Source organism: Pseudomonas graminis (assembly GCF_900111735.1).
GTDB lineage: Bacteria > Pseudomonadota > Gammaproteobacteria > Pseudomonadales > Pseudomonadaceae > Aquipseudomonas > Aquipseudomonas graminis.
In genome coordinates this window covers 15,740-34,699 of record NZ_FOHW01000010.1, presented here as the reverse complement: position 1 = coordinate 34,699, position 18,960 = coordinate 15,740, and the positions used below count along the sequence as shown (strand labels likewise).

The 18,960-nt window shown below is 63.2% G+C and carries 14 protein-coding genes; 7 read left to right on the top strand and 7 right to left on the bottom strand.

Annotated features, from left to right (window positions below; all coding sequences use genetic code 11):
- Nucleotides 1–13: 13 nt before the first annotated feature.
- Nucleotides 14–2,710: an aminopeptidase N gene (gene pepN, locus BMY98_RS09765; protein WP_074888015.1), complete on the top strand. Its 2,697-nt coding sequence runs from the start codon at nt 14–16 to the stop codon at nt 2,708–2,710.
- A 238-nt stretch (nt 2,711–2,948) separates the two neighbouring features.
- Here the strand turns inward: pepN and BMY98_RS09760 are convergent, their stop codons facing one another.
- The 5 genes from BMY98_RS09760 to BMY98_RS09740 form a co-directional block, all read right to left on the bottom strand.
- Entirely contained in the window at nt 2,949–4,412 is a 1,464-nt protein-coding gene (locus BMY98_RS09760; protein WP_074888012.1) for an aldehyde dehydrogenase family protein, read from the bottom strand.
- Between the two features lie 1,485 nt (nt 4,413–5,897).
- Nucleotides 5,898–6,743 (bottom strand): GNAT family N-acetyltransferase, encoded by an 846-nt coding sequence (locus BMY98_RS09755; RefSeq protein ID WP_074888009.1) that lies wholly within the window; start codon nt 6,741–6,743, stop codon nt 5,898–5,900.
- Nucleotides 6,740–7,921 (bottom strand): NAD(P)/FAD-dependent oxidoreductase, encoded by a 1,182-nt coding sequence (locus tag BMY98_RS09750; protein WP_074888006.1) that lies wholly within the window; start codon nt 7,919–7,921, stop codon nt 6,740–6,742. The genes BMY98_RS09755 and BMY98_RS09750 overlap by 4 nt, the downstream gene beginning before the upstream one ends.
- Complete coding sequence (locus BMY98_RS09745) at nt 7,918–8,352, bottom strand: RidA family protein (protein ID WP_074888004.1); 435 nt, start codon at nt 8,350–8,352, stop codon at nt 7,918–7,920. Before BMY98_RS09745 ends, BMY98_RS09750 begins: the two co-directional genes overlap by 4 nt.
- Nucleotides 8,342–9,478: a DSD1 family PLP-dependent enzyme gene (locus BMY98_RS09740; RefSeq protein ID WP_074888001.1), complete on the bottom strand. Its 1,137-nt coding sequence runs from the start codon at nt 9,476–9,478 to the stop codon at nt 8,342–8,344. The genes BMY98_RS09745 and BMY98_RS09740 overlap by 11 nt, the downstream gene beginning before the upstream one ends.
- 95 nt (nt 9,479–9,573) lie before the next feature.
- Here BMY98_RS09740 and BMY98_RS09735 point away from each other — a divergent pair, with 95 nt between their 5' ends.
- Nucleotides 9,574–10,458, top strand: a complete 885-nt coding sequence (locus BMY98_RS09735; RefSeq protein ID WP_074887998.1) for a LysR family transcriptional regulator — start codon at nt 9,574–9,576, stop codon at nt 10,456–10,458.
- A 702-nt stretch (nt 10,459–11,160) separates the two neighbouring features.
- Here BMY98_RS09735 and BMY98_RS09730 read toward each other — a convergent pair.
- Together BMY98_RS09730 and BMY98_RS09725 are read right to left on the bottom strand one after the other, a co-directional pair.
- Nucleotides 11,161–11,874 carry a cupin domain-containing protein gene (locus BMY98_RS09730; RefSeq protein WP_074887995.1) on the bottom strand — a complete coding sequence of 238 codons (714 nt, stop codon included), beginning with the start codon at nt 11,872–11,874 and terminating at the stop codon, nt 11,161–11,163.
- A 22-nt stretch (nt 11,875–11,896) separates the two neighbouring features.
- The gene (locus BMY98_RS09725) at nt 11,897–12,748 is read right to left on the bottom strand and encodes a GNAT family N-acetyltransferase (protein ID WP_074887992.1); all 852 of its coding nucleotides are present in this window, start codon (nt 12,746–12,748) and stop codon (nt 11,897–11,899) included.
- A 611-nt stretch (nt 12,749–13,359) separates the two neighbouring features.
- Here BMY98_RS09725 and BMY98_RS09715 point away from each other — a divergent pair.
- The 5 genes from BMY98_RS09715 to BMY98_RS09695 all read left to right on the top strand — a co-directional run bounded on the left by BMY98_RS09715 (nt 13,360) and on the right by BMY98_RS09695 (nt 18,960).
- Nucleotides 13,360–14,028 (top strand): haloacid dehalogenase type II, encoded by a 669-nt coding sequence (locus tag BMY98_RS09715; protein ID WP_074887989.1) that lies wholly within the window; start codon nt 13,360–13,362, stop codon nt 14,026–14,028.
- Between the two features lie 58 nt (nt 14,029–14,086).
- A complete protein-coding gene (locus BMY98_RS09710) occupies nt 14,087–15,361 on the top strand; it encodes an NAD(P)/FAD-dependent oxidoreductase (RefSeq protein ID WP_074887986.1) in 1,275 nt (424 codons plus the stop codon).
- Between the two features lie 120 nt (nt 15,362–15,481).
- Nucleotides 15,482–17,119, top strand: coding sequence for an ABC transporter substrate-binding protein (locus BMY98_RS09705; protein ID WP_074887984.1), 1,638 nt, complete (start codon nt 15,482–15,484; stop codon nt 17,117–17,119).
- Nucleotides 17,120–17,131: 12 nt separating this feature from the next.
- Nucleotides 17,132–18,088: an ABC transporter permease gene (locus BMY98_RS09700; RefSeq protein WP_074887981.1), complete on the top strand. Its 957-nt coding sequence runs from the start codon at nt 17,132–17,134 to the stop codon at nt 18,086–18,088.
- Nucleotides 18,085–18,960 carry an ABC transporter permease gene (locus BMY98_RS09695; protein ID WP_074887978.1) on the top strand — a complete coding sequence of 292 codons (876 nt, stop codon included), beginning with the start codon at nt 18,085–18,087 and terminating at the stop codon, nt 18,958–18,960. Before BMY98_RS09700 ends, BMY98_RS09695 begins: the two co-directional genes overlap by 4 nt.

The window sequence follows — 18,960 nt, the reverse complement described above, 5'->3', positions numbered from 1 at the left end:
AAGGGACAACCGCATGCGCACCGACCAGCCGAAAATGATTTACCTGAAGGATTATCAGGCGCCTGAGTACCTCATCGACGAGACCCACCTGACGTTCGAATTGTTCGACGACCACTCGCTGGTCCACGCGCAGTTGGTGATGCGCCGCAACCCGGACCGCGCCGCGCTGGCTCAGGGCGCGGCCTTGCCACCGCTGGAACTCGACGGCCAGCAGCTTGAGCTGCTGTCGGTGAAACTGGCGGATGTCGACCTGTCCGAGGGCGACCTGTCACAGAACGGCTATCAGCTGACCTCCGACAGCCTGACCGTGCAGCCGACGTCCGAGACCTTCACCCTCGACACCACCGTGAAGATCCACCCGGAAACCAACACGGCCCTGGAAGGCCTGTACAAATCCAGCGGCATGTTCTGCACCCAGTGCGAGGCCGAGGGTTTCCGCAAGATCACCTATTACCTCGACCGCCCGGACGTGATGAGCACGTTCACCACGACGGTCAGCGCCAACAAGCAGGCTTTCCCGATCCTGCTGTCCAACGGCAACCTGATCGCCGCCGGCCCCTCCGATGACAGCCAGCGTCACTGGGCGACCTGGGAAGACCCGTTCAAGAAGCCGGCTTACCTGTTCGCGCTGGTGGCCGGTGACTTGTGGTGCATCGAAGACACCTTCACCACCATGAGCCAGCGCAAGGTGACGCTGCGCATCTTCGTCGAGCCGGAAAACGTCGACAAATGCCAGCACGCCATGGACAGCCTGAAGAAGTCCATGCGCTGGGACGAAGAGGTCTACGGCCGCGAATACGATCTGGACATCTTCATGATCGTCGCCGTCAACGACTTCAACATGGGCGCCATGGAGAACAAGGGCCTCAACATCTTCAACTCCAGCGCCGTGCTGGCCCGCGCCGAAACCGCCACCGATGCTGCTCACCAGCGCGTCGAAGCGATCGTGGCCCACGAATACTTCCACAACTGGACCGGCAACCGCGTCACCTGCCGCGACTGGTTCCAGCTGTCGCTGAAGGAAGGCTTCACGGTGTTCCGTGATTCCGGCTTCTCTGCGGACATGAACTCGGCCACGGTCAAGCGCATCCAGGACGTCGCCTACCTGCGCACCCACCAGTTCGCCGAAGACGCCGGCCCCATGGCCCACGCCGTGCGCCCGGACAGCTTCATCGAGATTTCCAACTTCTACACCCTGACCGTCTACGAGAAGGGCGCGGAAGTGGTCGGCATGATCCACACGCTGCTAGGCGTGGAGGGATTCCGCAAGGGCAGCGACTTGTTCTTCGAACGCCACGACGGCCAGGCCGTGACCTGCGATGACTTCGTCAAAGCCATGGAAGACGCTAACGGTGTCGACTTCACCCAGTTCAAGCGCTGGTATTCCCAGGCCGGCACGCCGCGTCTGGCGGTCAGCGAGTCTTATGACGCTGCCGCTAAAACTTACAGCCTGACCTTCCGTCAGAGCACGCCGACCACGCCGGGCCAGCCGGGCGATCAGAAACTGCCGTTCGTGATTCCGGTCGCCATGGGCCTGCTGGACGCCCAGGGTCAAGAACTCCCTCTGCGCCTGCAGGGCGAGGCCCCGGCGGTGAACACCTCCCGCGTGCTCTCGGTGATCGAAGCCGAGCAGACCTTCACCTTCATCGACATCGCCGAACAGCCGCTGCCTTCGCTGCTGCGCGGGTTCTCGGCGCCGGTGAAACTGAGCTTCCCGTACAACCGCGATCAACTGATGTTCCTGATGCAGCATGACAGCGACGGCTTCAACCGCTGGGATGCCGGTCAGCAACTGTCCGTGCAAGTGCTGCAGGACCTGATCGCCCAGCACCAGAAGGGCGAGCCGCTGGTCATGGATCAGCGTCTGATCACCGCGCTGCACACGGTCCTGACAGACGAAAGCCTGGATCAGGCCATGGTCGCGGAAATGCTCTCGCTGCCGGGCGAGGCGTATCTGATCGAGATCAGCGAAGTGGCTGACGTCGATGCGATCCACGCCGCGCGCGAGTTTGCCCGTCAGCAATTGGCCGACAACCTGAGCGACGCGCTGTGGCAGCGTTACCAGGCCAACCGCGAGCTGTCGAAGCAGACGCCGTACGTGGCTGCGTCCGAGCACTTCGCTCGCCGTGCGTTGCAGAACATCGCCCTGTCTTACCTGATGCAGACCGGCAAGCCAGAAGTCCTGGCCGCCGCCATCGATCAGTTCGACACCGCCGACAACATGACCGAGCGCCTGACCGCGCTGGCTGTGCTGGTGAACTCGCCGTTCGAGGCCGAGAAAGCCAAGGCGCTGGAAGTGTTCGCGGAGAACTTCAAGGACAACGCGCTGGTCATGGATCAGTGGTTCAGCGTGCAGGCCGGCAGCACCTTGCCGGGCGGGCTGGAGCGGGTGAAAGCGCTGATGCAGCACCCGGCGTTCACCATGAAGAACCCGAACAAGGTGCGTGCCTTGATCGGCGCCTTTGCCGGACAGAACCTGATCAACTTCCATGCAGCGGATGGCTCGGGCTATCGCTTCCTGGCCGATCTGGTCATCGAGCTGAACGGCTTCAACCCTCAGATCGCCTCTCGCCAGCTGGCGCCGCTGACCCGCTGGCGCAAATACGACAGCGCGCGGCAAGCGCTCATGAAAGCGGAACTGGAGCGCATCCTCGCTTCCGGCCCGCTGTCGCCGGACGTGTATGAAGTGGTGAGCAAAAGCCTGGCGTAAATCGGGCGGATGTTGAAAAGGGCTGTCCGTTTGCGCGGACAGCCCTTTTTTATGGCCGCTGATTTATGGTTTTAGCGGCTTCGGATGCTTTCCTGCACGCGATACCTTGGAAGGACTGGCTTTAGCCGGGAAGAGGCCGGTTCGTGCGCCATCCATTTTGCGGTGTAACGAATGGCGCCTTCCCGGCTGAAGCCGGTCCCACAAGGCGATACGTCCAATGATTCCGGCGAGCGGGGGATCAGGCGTTGAAACCGATAATCGCCTTGGTCTCCAGATACTCTTCGAACCCCTGCACGCCGTACTCGCGGCCATTGCCCGAGCGCTTGTAGCCGCCAAAGGGTGCCATGGGGTCCCACGCCGGATGGTTCAGGTGGACTTGTCCGGCACGGATGCGCGAGGCGACGGCGCGGCCCAGTTCCAGGTCCTGCGCCTGCACGTGGGCGCCCAGGCCATAGACCGTGTCGTTGGCGATGGCCACGGCTTCGTCGATGGTGTCGTAGGCCAGGATGCACAGCACCGGACCGAAGATTTCCTCCTGGGCGATGCGCATCGCTGAGTCGACTTCGGAGAACACCGTTGGCTTGGTGTAATAACCTTTTTCAAACCCCGGCACGCGGCCCGGTCCGCCGCACAGCAATTTCGCGCCTTCGCTGACGCCGGTCTGGATCATGGCTTGAACGCGGCTGAACTGGGCTTCGTTGGCGATCGGGCCGAGTTGGGTGTCGGGGGATTGCGGGTCACCGACGATCAATGCGTTGGCGGTGGCGGCGGCCAGCGCTTCGACTTCGGCGAGGCGGGCGCGGGGCACGATCATTCGGGTCGGTGCGCTGCACGACTGGCCGACGTTGCGCAAGGCCGACATCACCCCCAAGGGCACGACTTTGGCGAAGTCGGCGTCAGGCAGCAGGACGTTCGGCGACTTGCCGCCCAGTTCCTGGGTCACGCGCTTCACCGTTACCGCCGCCGCTTGCGCGACGAGAGCACCGGCACGGTTCGAGCCGGTGATTGAGATCATGTCGATGTCGGGGTGCGCGGCGATGGCAGCGCCGACGTCCGCGCCGCTGCCGTTGACCAGATTGAACACCCCGGGCGGTAGGCCGGCGTCGTGGACCAGTTGGGCGAACAGCAGGGCGCTTAACGGCGACAGCTCGCTGGGTTTCAGTACCACGGTGCAACCGGCGGCGAGGGCCGGCGCGACTTTGGCGGTGATCTGGTACAGCGGCCAGTTCCACGGGGTGATCAGGCCGCAGACGCCGATGGCTTCCCGCACGATGGCGGTGCTGCCTTCAACGGTTCTGAACGGGTAAGTGGACAGCAGATCCCGGGCGACCCGCACGTGTTCGGCGGCCAGCGGCACCTGCATGGCGCGGGAGAAACTGATGGCCGCGCCCATTTCCAGGGACAGGACCTGGGCGAGGGACTCTTTGCGCTCAAGGATGAGTTCGTGGATTTTGCTCAGGATCGACGCGCGTTCTACGACCGGCGTTGCCGACCAGCCGGGGAAGGCCGCGCGTGCTGCTGCGACGGCACGATCAACGTCCTCGGCCGAACCCCGCGCGACCTCGGCGACCACCTCTTCAGTGGCCGGATTGACCACGGGCAAGCTGGCGGGGACCTTTGGGGATATCCACTCGCCGTTGATGTAGAAAGCTCCGGCGTTTTGCAGCTCGATGCCGTGGGTGTTTGAAGAGTGTGAGGTCATCCAGCTAGCTCCCTGGAGCGGTGATAAGTGCTGCGAACAGCGAGTCCTGACGCCTCGATACGCTAACAAACCGGCCCAGGCAAAAGATGCCGTTGTTGCGACCTGCAAGGGAGAATCTGCTGAATCCGCCGGTGTTACCGCTGACGCCTTCCCGGCTAAAGCCGGTCCTACAAAGTCGTGCGCTGCCTGAGTGGCGGTGTACGGGCTTTTGATTTCAGTGGGACCGGCTTCAGCCGGGAAGAGGCCAGTATGAGCGCCATCAATTTCGCGGCGTGACGCCTGACGCCTTCCCGGCTAAAGCCGGTCCTACTAAAGGCAGCGCGCGCTGCATCAGTGGGCTGTGCACGCGCTTTTGATTTCAGTGGGACCGGCTTTAGCCGGGAAGAGGCCAGTGTGAGCGCCATCAAATTTGCGGTGTTGCGCCTGACGTCTTCCCGGCTAAAGCCGGTCCTACAAGGTATTGCGTGCGCTGCCTGATTGGCGGGATGCACGCGGTCTGTTTTTGTAGGACTGGCTTCAGCCGGGAAGAGGCCTGTGTGGGCACCATCGATTTCGCGGCGTGGCGCCTGACGCCTTCCCGGCTAAAGCCGGTCCTACAAGGGATTGCGTACGCTGCCTGATTGGCGGGATGCACGCGGTCTGTTTTTGTAGGACTGGCTTTAGCCGGGAAGAGGCCAGTGTGAGCGCCATCAATTTTGCGGCGTGGCGCCTGACGCCTTCCCGGCTGAAGCCGGTCCCACAAGGGATTGCGTACGCTGCCTGATTGGCGGGATGCATGCGGTCTGTTTTTGTAGGACTGGCTTCAGCCGGGAAGAGGCCAGTGTGAGCACCATCAATTTCGCGGTGTGACGCGTGACGCTTTCCCGGCTGAAGCCGGTCCCACTAAAGGCAGCGCGCGCTGCATCAGTGGCGGTGTGCACGCGCTTTTGATTTCAGTGGGACTGGCTTCAGCCGGGAAGAGGCCAGTGTGAGCACCATCAATTTCGCGGTGTGACGCGTGACGCTTTCCCGGCTGAAGCCGGTCCCACTAAAGGCAGCGCGCGCTGCATCAGTGGCGGTGTGCACGCGCTTTTGATTTCAGTGGGACTGGCTTCAGCCGGGAAGAGGCCAGTGTGAGCACCATCAATTTCGCGGTGTGACGCGTGACGCTTTCCCGGCTGAAGCCGGTCCCACTAAAGGCAGCGCGCGCTGCATCAGTGGCGGTGTGCACGCGCTTTTGATTTCAGTGGGACTGGCTTCAGCCGGGAAGAGGCCAGTGTGAGCGCCATCAAATTTGCGGTGTCCCGCCTGACGCTTTCCCGGCTGAAGCCGGTCCCACTAACGGCAGCGCGCTGAGTCAGTGGCGGTGTGCACGCGCTTTTGATTTCAGTTGGACTGGCTTCAGCCGGGAAGAGGCCTGTGTGGGCACCATCGATTTCGCGGTGTAACGCCTGACGCTTTCCCGGCTGAAGCCGGTCCTACAAATAGCTGCGGGCCTGGCAACGTTTAGCCAATCGCCTGTGTCACCATTGTGAATTGGACAATGCCATCCCGTGACTGCGGTGGCTCACCCAGCACCATGCGGGGCGCGCGATCAACGCACGGCAGCCCCAGACTCTCCAGCCAATCCACCAGCCCGCAATCAGCCAGAATGTCGAAACGGACAAACGCGCCGGGGATCAGGCCCAGCAGGTGCGTGATCATCTGTTTTGCCTGCGCCAGATCCTGCGCAACCACTGGCCCGATAAGATGCCCGCGACCAAAACGACGGAGCAGGGCGCACCCCTTCAGTTGCCCGTGCACCTCGACGCCCACCACACACTCCGCCATCGGCAGCAGATCGTTGAGCACCGCCGTGCGGTCCAGCCCGCTGCCGGCATTGGCCAGTTCTATCACCTGCGGGTACTCGGCCTCGGTCACTTCACGACACAGCGCGTCTCTCGTTGCAGCCAGAACCGGCGGCATGTGAGGCACGCCCTGATGCTGTTGAATGCGCGCGTATTCGACGAAACCCATGCTCACGTACAGCGGCGCCCCCGATTCAGTGGCATTGAGGATCGGCGAGCGCGGCGCGGCGGCATCCAGGCACAGGTTCATTAACTGACGGCCAATGCCTTTGCTCTGGTGCTGATCACTGACGATCACCAGTCCGATGGAGGAATAAGCCCCCTGATGGCAGGCAAACGCCACGCCCACCAATTGCCCTTCATGTTCAGCAACAAAGCCCTCGGACGTGCGCTGCACCATCGCCCAGTCTTCCTCGCGATGGGGCCACTTCAACTGCACGGAGAGGGCGTGGGCGGCGGGCATATCCTCCGCTTTGGCCGTGCGGTAAACGTAGGCGTCGCTCATATGAGTTTTCCTGTGCTGAGAAGGCTGGTCGCCAATTGCGGTACGAGTGATGGCTGAGTAAACCGGCGGATGTCGAAGGGACTGATAGACGTGCTGGTGCTGCCGGTGCTGATCAGTTCGGCCATCACGTCGCCGACGCCAGGGCCGAGCTGAAAGCCATGGCCGCAGAAGCCGAAAGCGTAAAACAGCCCATCGACCATGCCGCTGGGGCCCATCACCGGCAGCGAGTCCGGCGTGTAACTTTCGATGCCGCTCCAGGTGCGGATGATGTTGAGTTTTTCGGCACCGGGGACCAGCCGCTTCATCTGGCGCATCTGATTGATCAGGCTTTCAGGCTTGAAAAACGCCCGACGGTTGACCATGTCCGGCGCGCAGCGAGCGCCGCCACCGATGATGATGTTGCCGCGGGGAATCTGCCGAAAGTAGATCACCTCTTCTTTGATCTTGGTGAACACGCCGATCACCGTCGGCAAGGCGTAAGGCACGGGCTCGGTGACCGACATCTGCGGGCCATTGGGCTCCAGGGGCACGGGTTCATCGAACTGTTGAGACAGCCTGGTCGCCCACGCGCCGGCAGTGATCAACAGCTGCTCGGCGACGAACAATTGCCCGTCGGTGGTGGTGACATGGAACACGCCGCCGACCTTTTGCACGTCGGCGACTTCGGTGCGCTCTTCGATGCGTGCACCCAGTCGCCGGGCCGCGCGGGCAAAGGCCGGGGCCGCCAAACGCGGGTTGGCGTGACCGTCGTGAGGCGCGTAAGAGCCGCCCTTGACCTCTGCGCCGAGGAAGGGAAACCGCTCGTGCAACTCGGCGCCGCGATAGATTTTCAGGTCCAGTTGCTCGGCCTCTGGCGCAGCGGCGTAGGCCTCCAGTTCGGCGATTTCATCCTCGCGATAACACACGCGCATGTGCCCGCTGGGGATGAATTCCAGGTCATCGTCGATCAACTCCGGCAGGCGTTTCCACAAACCCCACGAGCGGTTCGCCAGTTCGAGCTGACCCAGATAGCGCCCTTGGCGACGGACGTTGCCGAAGTTCACGCCGCTGGCGTACTGACCGATCTGGTCGCGTTCCAGCAGGGTCACCGAGCGGCCGCGCCGTTGCAGAAAAAACGTCGACGAGGCGCCCATGACGCCGCCGCCGATCACCAGCACATCGCTTTTTTGCGGGTTCATGAAGGTTCCTCTTGCAGGTGACGGGATTGCAGGTCACGGGGCTGCAGGTCCCGCGCGATTGCTTCTATTTCGATCAGGTAACCGTGATGCAAAACCGGGACCGGCACCACGGCGCGGGCGGGCCGATGCTCGCCCAAGTACCGCGCATAGAGTCGATCAAACGCCGGCCAGTGTTCAATGCCGACCACATAGACCGTTACTTTCAGCAAGTCGGTTGGGCTCAAACCCGCTTGCCGGAGGATCGCCATGAGGTTGTCGAGGGCAATCGAGGCCTGCACCTCGAACGGCTGATCGGCGCTGTGCTCGCCGTTGGCGCGCACCGGCAATTGGCCGGACACGTAGACCACGCCGCCGTACGCCACTGCCTGGGAATAGTGCCCGCCCGGCGCAGCTGCGTCGGCCGTGTGAATGATTTCGAGATCACCAGCCATGTAGACGACTCCAGGTGTGCACGGCGCCTTGGGCGTCGAGGGCGTGATAATCCGGGAACTGCGCGCCGGTGGCGCAGGCGTGGTTGGGCAGAATGCGCAGGCGGCGGCCGATGGGGAAGCGCTCGGCTAGGTCTGAATGGCTGGCCCCGCCCAAGGTGATAATCCCGTGCTCCTGATTGGCGCCGGTGACCAACGCCCCTTCGATCCACTCGCCCGTTTCAGTGCACACCTGGCCGTAACCGAAATCGTGACGCTGACGCTGGGTGCCGCGATCACGACTCATGGCCATCCAGCCAGCGTCGGTGATGATCCAGCCTTTGTCCTGCTGATGGCCGATCACCGTGGTCAGAACGCTCAGCGCCATCTCGTCGGCCTGGCAGACGCCGATGTTGTGCATGACCAGATCGAAGAACACATAAACGCCCGCGCGCACTTCCGTCACGCCGTCCAGATTCAGGGCTGAGAGGGCGGTGGGCGTGGAACCGATGCTTACGTCCGGGCAGTCCATCCCGGCGTCACGGATGCGTTGAGCGGCCTGAACGCAGAGGGCGCGCTCCTGTTCGGCGAGGGCTTGCAGGGCTTCGCGGGTGTCGAGTTCGTAGCTGGAACCGGCGTGGGTCATCACGCCGCGCAGTTGCACGCCGCCTTCGCTCAGGATGCGCGCGACGTCGATCAGCGCCGGGTCCTCAGCGGCGAGGCCCGAGCGATGGCCGTCGCAGTCCACCTCAATCCAGACGGGGAATCGTTCATCGTGCTCCTTCGCGAAGGCGACGATGGCATAGGCGCCCTGAACGCTGTCGGTCAGCACGCTCAGGTTGCAGCCGGCGCGCCGCAACGCCAGTGCCTGAACCAATTTGCCGGGGGCGATGGCGACCCCATACAACACGTCGTTGATGCCTTGGTTAAAACAGTGTTCGGCTTCTTTCAGCGTGGACACCGTCACGCCCCTCGCACCGGCCGCGATCTGCGCCTGAATCACCGGCAGGCATTTGCTGGTCTTGACGTGGGGACGCAAACGCACGCCGAGGCTGTCCATGCGTTGCTGCATGCGCTGGATGTTGCGCTGCATGCGCGGGACGTCCACCAGCGCGGCGGGCGTGTCGAGAGAGGCGATCGGCGTAGACATGATGGAACTCGGGTGGCGAGGGACAGGCTGCACTCTACTCAGCTGTCGTTAAGGTGTGGTTCAATCCAGCCTCATCAATCATTAAGTAAAAATGAATGATTTCCATCGAAGACCTGCGCCTGGCGGTCGCCCTGAGCCGTGCCGAGTCCCTGAGTGCGGCGGCCAGAGCGCTCAATGTCTCGCCGCCAGCGCTGTCCATGCGCCTGCGAAAACTGGAGACGCTGCTGGGCCTGACCCTGGCCAACCGCGACGCGCGCCGCCTGAGCCTGACCGCCGATGGCGAACGCTTCTCCCGGGAAAGCGCGCTGTTGCTGGAACAGCTCGAAGCGCTACCGGAATCGTTCCGGCAGAAGGACGAAAGGCTGGTGGGCACCTTGCGGCTGGCGGCGCCGTTCGGTTTCGGACGACAGCGACTGGCGCCGCTGCTGGCGCGTTTCATCCGGTTGCATCCTCAGTTGTGCCTGCACCTGGACCTGCGCGAAACACCCTGGCCGGATCGGCACGACAGCGATGCGGTGATCCACATCGGCCACCTTAACGACAGCCTGTGGACCGCGCGGCAACTCTCGCCCAACGAACGCTGGCTCTGCGCAAGCCCGGCCTATCTGGAGGAACACGGCGAGCCGACCTCGCCGGACCAACTCAGCGCCCACCGCTGCATCTGCATCCGCGAGAACGACGAAGACGTCACCCTGTGGCACCTGCGCAAAGGCCCCGCCCGAAAAACCCTGCGCGTCGAACCGGCCCTGCTCACCAACGACGGCAGTGTCGCCCGCCGCTGGGCCGAACAAGGGCTGGGCCTGGTCCTGCGCTCGCAATGGGACGTCAGCGACGCCATCGCCAGCGGCAACCTCGTGCGCGTCCTCGCCGACTGGAACTTCGACAGCGCCCCCGTCAACCTCCTCGTGCCCTCCCGCAAACTACGGAGTCCGAGGGTGCAGGCGCTGGTGGCGTTTCTGGAAGATGCGTTGAAGGTGTGAGTGTGGAAGTTTGATCGGGAAGCAGGCGTCACGCCGCACAATTGATGGCGCCCTGGCTGGCCTCTTCCCGGCTGAAGCCGGTCCCACAGAAAACACACCGCGCGCGGCCAGTAGGACCGGCTTTAGCCGGGAAGGCGTCGGGTGTTACACCGCAAAATCGCCGGCGTCCCAAATGACCTATTCCCGGCTAAAGCCAGTCCCACTAAAAGCGCGTTGCATCAGCGAGACCGGTGACGCGGAGCGTCAGGGGATGGATTCCCACGCAGAGCGTGTGAACGATCAAGATCAAAGGCTTCCCGGCTAAAGCCGGTCCCACTAAAAGTGCGCGTAAATCAGTGAGATCAAGATCAAAGGCTTCCCGGCTGAAGCCGGTCCCACTAAGCGTAAGCGCGCTTTTGATCTTCATACGCAAAAAGCCCAGACACCGCTAATCGCGACTTGGGTGCAGGCCGAACGCAGACGACGCGCAGTGGGCCGAGCCGCATGGATGCGGCGAGAGCGCCGTCAGGACATGGATGTCCGTTCGGCGCGGGCCCACGGAGCGTCGTCGGAGTGAGGGAATTCCGACGAAGGAGGAACCCAACCAGGAGCAGGCACCCTTGGTTACTTGGGGTGCTTTTCCAAGTAACTCGCCGAAGGCGAAATGTCTGCCGTTAGGCAGACGCTTTTGATGTTGCATCTAACGCGTTGAGACCGCTTTGGTCATTTCACCGCGTAAACCTTGCGGACGTAAACCGTACTCGTCCACGCACAAAACGCCCCCTTCACCACAAACACCGTATCCCCCGGATTAACCGTCACCTCGCCCCCCTGATCATCGGCCAGCGTCACGCTCCCCTCCAACAGATGCATCAACTCATGCAACCGATGCGCACGACCATGGCGCTGATAGGGCGTCGAATCCCAAATCCCCACCTTCAGCGCCGTCACCTCATCCTCGAACAGACTCAACGCCCGACACTGCGGCGCAGGCCCGATCAAAATCGGCGGCTCCAGCGTCGCCGACGGATTGAGCCAAAGATTCGCCGGCAACAGCGTCAACCCGGGACGCGCAGGCGCGTTCTCCACATCCACCGCACAAAACGCCCATTCACTGCCACTGCTGGCATGCACCGCCACCCGACTGCCACGGCCAATCACCGCACTGCCGCCGACGCCCAACTCCAGCGTCTGCTCCGCACTGCTCAACACCACATGGCCGGCATGCACCACCAGCGTCTCGCTGTAGGGGAAGTCCTCAATCAACACGTCGCCGGTGAACCGCACCAGTCCGGCCGACACCCCGTCATCGCCGCGCCACGCCACCTGTCGCGCCTCGGCAAAAGGATCGAGCGCGCTCAAAGGCGCAGAGCTGAAAGACGTAGAAACGCCGCTGCCATCAGCGCGCGCCAACAGCAAAATACCGGGAGATGACATGGTTGATGCTCCGTAAGAAAAGTCAGCCGATCGCCTGAGTGATCAGCGCGAAAGGGTGCACGCCCTGGCTGGCCTCGGGCGCAGCGCCCCTCGCCATCTGCACCACGGTGTCGACGTTCTTCAGGCCCGCCGCTTCCAGCCAGTCGCTCAGACCGCAGGTCACAGGGATGTCGATGCGCACAAACGTGTCCGGCACCTGCGCCAGCAAGACGGCGATCAGGTGTTGAGCCTGATGGATGTCTTCTGCCACCACCGGCCCGATGCAGCGCCCGCGGCCAAACGGCCGCAGCAGGGCGAAACCGCGCAGCTGACCGTCACGCTCTATGCCCACGGCGTGCTCCACTTGCAGGTCGCGCAGCACATCGCGGCGGTCCAGGCCGCTGGCGGCTTTGGCGAGGGCGAGCAGGCAGGCGTGGTCGTCGGCGGTGAGGGCGCGGCAGGTTTCGCCGTCAGCCAACGCCACCAGCGCCGGCACGATGGCCTGGCCCTGATGCTGCTGCACCCGACCAAACTCAACAAAGCCCTGGCTGGCATACAACGGTTTGCCCGCGACGGTGGCGTTGAGAACCGGCGTGCGCGGCTCGCAGGCGGCGAGGGCCGTCTCCATCAAGCGGCGGCCAATGCCCTGGCCCTGATAATCGTTGCTGACGATCACCAGGCCGATGGTCGCGAAATCACCTTGAGGGCAGACAAACGCGCTACCGATCAGGCGGCTGCCGTCCATGACCACGAAGCCGTCGCTGACCCGATGCAACATCGCCCAGTCGTCCAGGCGGTGGGGCCATTTCAGTTGCACCGACAGGTCATGGGCGGCGGTCAGGTCGGCGACGGTCATTCGGCGGTAGGTATAAGAAGGGTGCGGCAGGGCGGACATGGCGAGGCTCCGTTATGCAGTATTCAAGTAGCACTGGCGCCCTGTATCCCACCTGATTAAAGGGCTGACAAGAGGGCGCGGGATATTCGGCAGATTCGTCGCACGGCGGGGGACGCGACCCTACTTCGTACTTAAATCCGGGGTGAGGGCGGCAGCAAATGCCAGGGACGGATTTTATCGTTTCAGCCCCGATGATCGTTCCCGCGCTCTGCGTGGGAATGCATCCCCTGACGCTCTGCGTCAGCTTGCGCAGGCCGCAGGATCTTCGCCTGAGTTGGGACGCGGAGCGTCCTGGGCGGCATTCCCTCGCTCTGCGTGGGAACGATCAACATTATCTGCCGCCGCAACCCCCATTCTTAAGCCCTTCCACCCCGCAATCCCCGGAAAAGCCCCCTAAAAGCGCACAAACACTGGCCCTGCCCAAGGCTGGCGCGCACCGCAAACTCTGCTGAGGCCAGCCACCAAAACGGTGGTTTGTATTGAGCACGGGTCGTTTTAGACGGCATATGCTGATTTCACAGTGATGTAATGAACCTGTGCTGCAACGAGGCCGACGCGCCGCCAGGGCAGCGAACGCTTGCCACACTCAACTGACTTCAGGACCGCACTCAATGAGCTTTCTTCGTCCCAAATTCATTACGTTCGACTGCTACGGCACGCTCACCAATTTCCATATGGGCACCATGACCCGCGAGCTCTTCGCCGACCGCGTCAAGCCTGAACAGATGGACCAGTTCGTCAAAGACTTTTCGGCCTACCGTCTCGATCAGGTCATGGGCGACTGGCAGCCGTACGACGTCATCCTCAAGACCGCCCTGGCCCGAACCTGCAAACGCTGGGGCGTCGAGTACCGCGATGAAGGCCAGCTGTATTACGACGCGGTGCCGACCTGGGGTCCCCATGCGGACGTGCCGGCGGGTCTGTCGAAGATCGCCGACAAGATTCCCCTGGTGATCTTCTCCAACGCCAGCGACAGCCAGATCATGTCCAACGTCGACAAGCTCGGCGCGCCGTTTCACAAGGTCTTCACCGCCGAACAGGCCCAGGCTTATAAGCCACGCCTGGCAGCTTTTGAGTTCATGCTCGACAACCTCGGCTGCGGCCCGGAAGACATCTTGCATGTGTCTTCGAGCTTCCGTTACGACCTGATGTCGGCCCACGACATGAAGATCAAGCACAAGGCCTTCGTGGCCCGTGGTCATGAAGTGCCGGCGAATGCGTACTTCGAGTACCAGCAGATCACCGACATCGGTGGGTTGCCGGCGCTGGTGGGCCTGTAACTCAAACGCCGGCTCCACGCCGTTTCAGCGCCGCCGTTTTAGCAATAAGGGGTTAAAGATGGGCAGTGAATCCTATTGGCTCGACACTTCACCGGCCTTCACCGGTGCTCAACTGGGCGGCTTGCCCGGGCAGGTCGACGTGGCCGTGATCGGCGGTGGATTCACCGGCCTGTCGGCGGCGCGAGCCTTGGCGCTCAAGGGCGCCAGCGTGGTGGTGCTGGACGCCGGTCGTGTGATCGGTGAAGCCTCCGGTCGCAACGGCGGTCAGTGCAACACCGGCGTGGCCCAGGATTACGCCGGGCTGCATGCCAGTCTCGGTGCAGCAAAAGCGCGTGCCTATTACCAGGCCTATGAAAGCGCGGTGCAGACCGTGGTTTCGTTGGTCGAGCAGGAGAGGATCGCCTGCGATCTGCTGCGCAACGGCAAGCTCAAACTGGCCGCCAAACCTTTGCATTACGAGGGCCTGGCCCGCACCTGCGAGCTGATCCGCCAAGAGGTGGACGCCGACGTCGAGCTGCTCAATGCCGAGCAGACCCGAGCCGAAGTCAACTCGGCGCAATTCCATGGTGCGTTGTTGCAGCGCAACGGCGTGCAGATGCACGTTGGCCGCTTCGGTGTCGGTCTGGCGGAAGCGGCTGCCCGACGCGGCGCAATGATTTACGAACACACCCCGGTCAAGGACTGGAAGCCCGAGGCTGGCGGTTATCAGGTCAACACCGCCAAGGGTTCGCTGCACGCCGGGCAGGTATTGCTGGCGACCGGCGCGTGCCAGCACGGCGACCTCGGCTGGTACCGCCGGCGGATCGTGCCGGTGGGCAGTTTTGTCATCGCCACCGAAGTCTTGCCCCAGGCGCTGATCGACGAGTTATTGCCGCAGCACCGGGCCTACGTGACAAGCCGCATGATCGGCAACTACTTTCGCCTGACCCCGGACAACCGCCTGCTGTTTGGCGGGCGTGCGCGGTTTGCCATGTCCGACGGCGTGTCCGACGCCAAGAGCGGCAAGGTGCTGCAGGCGGCGATGCTGAACATGTTCCCGGCGTTGGCCAACGTGAAAATCGATTACTGCTGGGGCGGCCTGGTGGACATGACGTCCGACCGTCTGCCCCGCGCCGGCCAGCACGGCGGCGTGTTCCATTCCATGGGCTACAGCGGCCATGGCGTGCAGATGTCCGTGCACATGGGCCAGGTCATGGCCGAGGTGATGGCCGGCAACGCGGCGGCCAACCCCTGGCGTGAACTGGAGTGGCCGGCGATCCCCGGTCACTTCGGCAAGCCGTGGTTTCTGCCGTTCGTGGGCGCGTATTACCGCTTCCAGGACTATTTGCACTGAGTCATGCACCGAGCCGTGCACTGAGTCGCCCGCTGTAGCGTCACCGTCGTCTGCGTTTCCAGGACGCTCCGGACATCCGTGAGCACTCGAATATTCCGATCATCGACAGGTAGCCTTGATATGACTGACCACAAAGACACCCCCGAGCTTATCTCCGGCCCAGACAGCCTGCGGGTATTCGAAGGCCTCAATCGCGGCATGTCGCGGCGCAACGCCTTGCAGATGCTCGGCCTGGCCGGTGTCGCCGCAGCGGGGGCGGGCAGCCTGTTTGGCAGCGCCGGCAAGCTGTTCGCCGAAGAAGCCACCGCCGGGGGCAAGGGCAAGCCCGGCGGCAAGATTCGTGTGGCCGGCATGTCGAGTTCCACCGCCGACACCCTCGATCCGGCCAAGGGCGCGTTGTCCACCGACTACGCCCGTCACTACATGTTCTACAACGGCCTGACCCGCTTCGATAAGCATCTGGTACCGCAGCTGGAACTGGCCGAGCGCATCGACAACGTTGACGCCACGCTGTGGACCATCACCCTGCGCAAGGACGTGACTTTCCACAACGGCAAGGGCCTCAGCGCCGCCGACGTGGTGTTCTCCCTCAGCCGCCACAAGGACCCGCTCACCGGTTCCAAAGTCATGCCGCTGATGGAGCAGTTCGCCGAGATCAAGGCCACCGGCCCGAATGAAGTGCAGATCCGCCTCAGCGCGCCGAACGCCGAACTGCCGTCGATTCTCGCCGTGTCGCACCTGCTGATCGTTCCCGAGGGCACCACCGACTTCAACAAAGGCATCGGCACCGGGCCGTTCACCGTCGGCGAGTTCAAGCCGGGTGTGCGTTCGGTGGCGGTGCGCAACAAGAACTACTGGAAGCCGGGCCTGCCGTACCTCGACGAGATCGAATTCATCGCCATCGCCGACGAGCCGTCGCGGGTCAACGCGCTGCTGTCCGGCGACGTGCACATGATCAACGAGGTCAACCCGCGCTCCACCACGCGCATCGCCGCCAGCCCCAAACACCGCGTCGTCGATGCACCGTCCGGCAACTACACCGACTTGATCATCCGCCAGGACCAGCTCCCCGGCAAAAGCCCGGAATTCACCCAGGCCATGAAGCTGCTGCTGGACCGCGAACAGGTCAAGTCCGCCGTGTTCCGGGGCTTTGCCGTGGTCGGCAACGATCACCCGATTGCGCCGGGTTCGCGCTACTTCAACACCGACCTGCCGCAGACGGTCTATGACCCGGAAAAAGCCAAATTTCTGCTGAAGAAAGCCGGCATGGAAAGCATCACCATGCCCGTCATGGCGTCGCCTGCCGCAACCGGTTCCGTGGACATCGCCGTGCTGTTGCAGCAATCGGCGAAACAGGCCGGGCTCAAGCTGGACGTCAACCGCCTGCCCAGCGACGGCTACTGGTCCAACCACTGGATGAAGCACCCGTTGAGCTTCGGCAACATCAACCCGCGACCGAACGCCGACGTGATGTTCTCGCAATTCTTCCAGTCCAAGGCGCCGTGGAACGAGTCCGGCTGGCAGAACGATCAGTTCGACCAGTTGCTGATGCTGGCCCGGGGCGAAACCGACGACGCCAAGCGCGCCAAGATGTACGGCGACATGCAGACCCTGGTCCACGATCACTGCGGCATCGGCGTGCCGGTGTTCATCAGCAACATCGACGGCGTCGACCAGCGCATCAAGGGCTACGACTCCAACCCGTTGGGCGGCTTCATGGGTTACATGTTCGCCGAGCAGGTGTGGCTGGACGCTTGAGGAGGCAGTGCGATGAATAGCCATACGCTGTGGTTGATCTGCCGGCGCTTCGGTGCCGGGGTCGTGACCCTGTTGATCGTGTCCATGGTCGTGTTTGCGATCACGGCCGTGCTGCCGGGCGATGCGGCGCAGCAATCCCTTGGCCAGTTCGCCACCCCGGAACAGGTGGCGGCCCTGCGCCTGAAACTGGGGCTGGATCAACCCGGCGTGTTGCGCTATCTGCACTGGTTGATGAATTTGCTGACCGGCGACATGGGGCAGTCGGTGTCCAACGCCATGCCGGTGGGTGAATTGATGGCGGGCCGGGTGCCGAACACGCTGATGCTGGCGGGCGCCACGGCGCTGGTGTCGGTACCGCTGGCGCTGATCCTCGGCATCGGTTCGGCGATGGGGCGGGGCGGGCGCATCGACAGTTGCCTGAGCTTCATCACCCTGGCCATGGTCGCGGTGCCGGAGTTTCTGGTGGCGACCCTGGCGGTGCTGATTTTCGCGGTCAACCTCGGTTGGCTGTCGGCGCTGTCCTATGCCACCGACATCACCTCACCGCTGCAATTTCTGCGCACCTACGCGTTACCGGTGATGACCCTGTGCTGCGTGATCGTGGCGCAGATGGCGCGGATGACCCGCGCCGCCGTCATCGACCAGCTCGACAGCCCGTACGTGGAAATGGCCCGCCTCAAAGGTGTCAGCCCGATCCGCATCGTGCTGCGCCACGCCTTGCCCAACGCGATCGGGCCGATTGCCAATGCCATCGCCCTGAGCCTGTCGTACCTGCTCGGCGGTGTGGTGATCGTCGAAACCATCTTCAACTATCCCGGCATCGCCAGCCTGATGGTCGATGCCGTGACCAACCGCGACATGGCCCTGGTGCAAGCCTGCACCATGCTGTTCTGCGCGGCCTATCTGGCGTTGGTGTTGCTTGCCGACCTCTGCGCCATCCTCTCCAACCCGAGGCTGAGAAACCAATGAACCCGCTCATTGCGAAATCCAGGCCTGCGTCTTCAGCCCTGGCCCTGGCCAAGGTCTCCGGCAACCCGTCCTGGCTGGGATTGGTCGGTGCTACCGTCTGCGTGATCTGGCTGCTGGTGGCGCTGTTCGGCCCGTGGCTGGCGCCGCACCCGGTCGGCGAAGTGATCTCCGACAACATCTTCGAAGGCTTCAGCCTGGCGCATCCGTTCGGCACCGACTACCTGGGCCGCGACATGCTCAGCCGGGTGCTGGTGGGGGCGCGCTTCACCGTCGGCCTGTCGCTGGTGGCGGCGCTGTTGGCCAGCTTCTTCGGCACCGGCTGCGCGCTGCTGTCGGTGGTTTCGCCCAAGTGGCTGGACGAAATCATCAGCCGGATCATGGACGCGTTCATTTCGATCCCCAGCAAAATGCTCGCGCTGATCATGGTCTCGGCCTTTGGCTCGTCGGTCACGCTGCTGATCTGCACAGCGGTCATCAGTTACATCCCCGGCTCGTTCCGGGTAGCCCGCAGCATGGCGGTCAATATCGAAGCTCTGGAATACGTGCAAGTGGCGCGCACCCGGGGCGAAGGCAAGTTGTACGTGGCGTGCCGGGAAATCCTGCCGAATATGCTCAACCCGGTGCTGACCGACCTCGGCCTGCGTTTTGGTTACATCGTACTGTTGCTCAGCGGCATGAGCTTTCTGGGCCTCGGCGTACAGCCGCCCGACGCCGACCTTGGCTCGCTGGTGCGGGAAAACATCGGCGGCCTCAATCAGGGCGCAATGGCGATCATCATTCCGGCGCTGGCCATCGGCACGCTGACCATCGGCGTCAATCTGCTGATCGACTACCTGTCATCGCGACGCGGTCGCCGCTCGGGAGGCCATTGA

Excerpts from the sequence above, each read along its gene's own strand:
- pepN (WP_074888015.1), top strand. The coding sequence starts at position 14 with ATGCGCACCGACCAGCCGAAAATGATTTACCTGAAGGATTATCAGGCG.
- BMY98_RS09760 (WP_074888012.1), bottom strand. The coding sequence starts at position 4,412 with ATGACCTCACACTCTTCAAACACCCACGGCATCGAGCTGCAAAACGCC.
- BMY98_RS09755 (WP_074888009.1), bottom strand. The coding sequence starts at position 6,743 with ATGAGCGACGCCTACGTTTACCGCACGGCCAAAGCGGAGGATATGCCC.
- BMY98_RS09750 (WP_074888006.1), bottom strand. The coding sequence starts at position 7,921 with ATGAACCCGCAAAAAAGCGATGTGCTGGTGATCGGCGGCGGCGTCATG.
- BMY98_RS09745 (WP_074888004.1), bottom strand. The coding sequence starts at position 8,352 with ATGGCTGGTGATCTCGAAATCATTCACACGGCCGACGCAGCTGCGCCG.
- BMY98_RS09740 (WP_074888001.1), bottom strand. The coding sequence starts at position 9,478 with ATGTCTACGCCGATCGCCTCTCTCGACACGCCCGCCGCGCTGGTGGAC.
- BMY98_RS09735 (WP_074887998.1), top strand. The coding sequence starts at position 9,574 with ATGATTTCCATCGAAGACCTGCGCCTGGCGGTCGCCCTGAGCCGTGCC.
- BMY98_RS09730 (WP_074887995.1), bottom strand. The coding sequence starts at position 11,874 with ATGTCATCTCCCGGTATTTTGCTGTTGGCGCGCGCTGATGGCAGCGGC.
- BMY98_RS09725 (WP_074887992.1), bottom strand. The coding sequence starts at position 12,748 with ATGTCCGCCCTGCCGCACCCTTCTTATACCTACCGCCGAATGACCGTC.
- BMY98_RS09715 (WP_074887989.1), top strand. The coding sequence starts at position 13,360 with ATGAGCTTTCTTCGTCCCAAATTCATTACGTTCGACTGCTACGGCACG.
- BMY98_RS09710 (WP_074887986.1), top strand. The coding sequence starts at position 14,087 with ATGGGCAGTGAATCCTATTGGCTCGACACTTCACCGGCCTTCACCGGT.
- BMY98_RS09705 (WP_074887984.1), top strand. The coding sequence starts at position 15,482 with ATGACTGACCACAAAGACACCCCCGAGCTTATCTCCGGCCCAGACAGC.
- BMY98_RS09700 (WP_074887981.1), top strand. The coding sequence starts at position 17,132 with ATGAATAGCCATACGCTGTGGTTGATCTGCCGGCGCTTCGGTGCCGGG.
- BMY98_RS09695 (WP_074887978.1), top strand. The coding sequence starts at position 18,085 with ATGAACCCGCTCATTGCGAAATCCAGGCCTGCGTCTTCAGCCCTGGCC.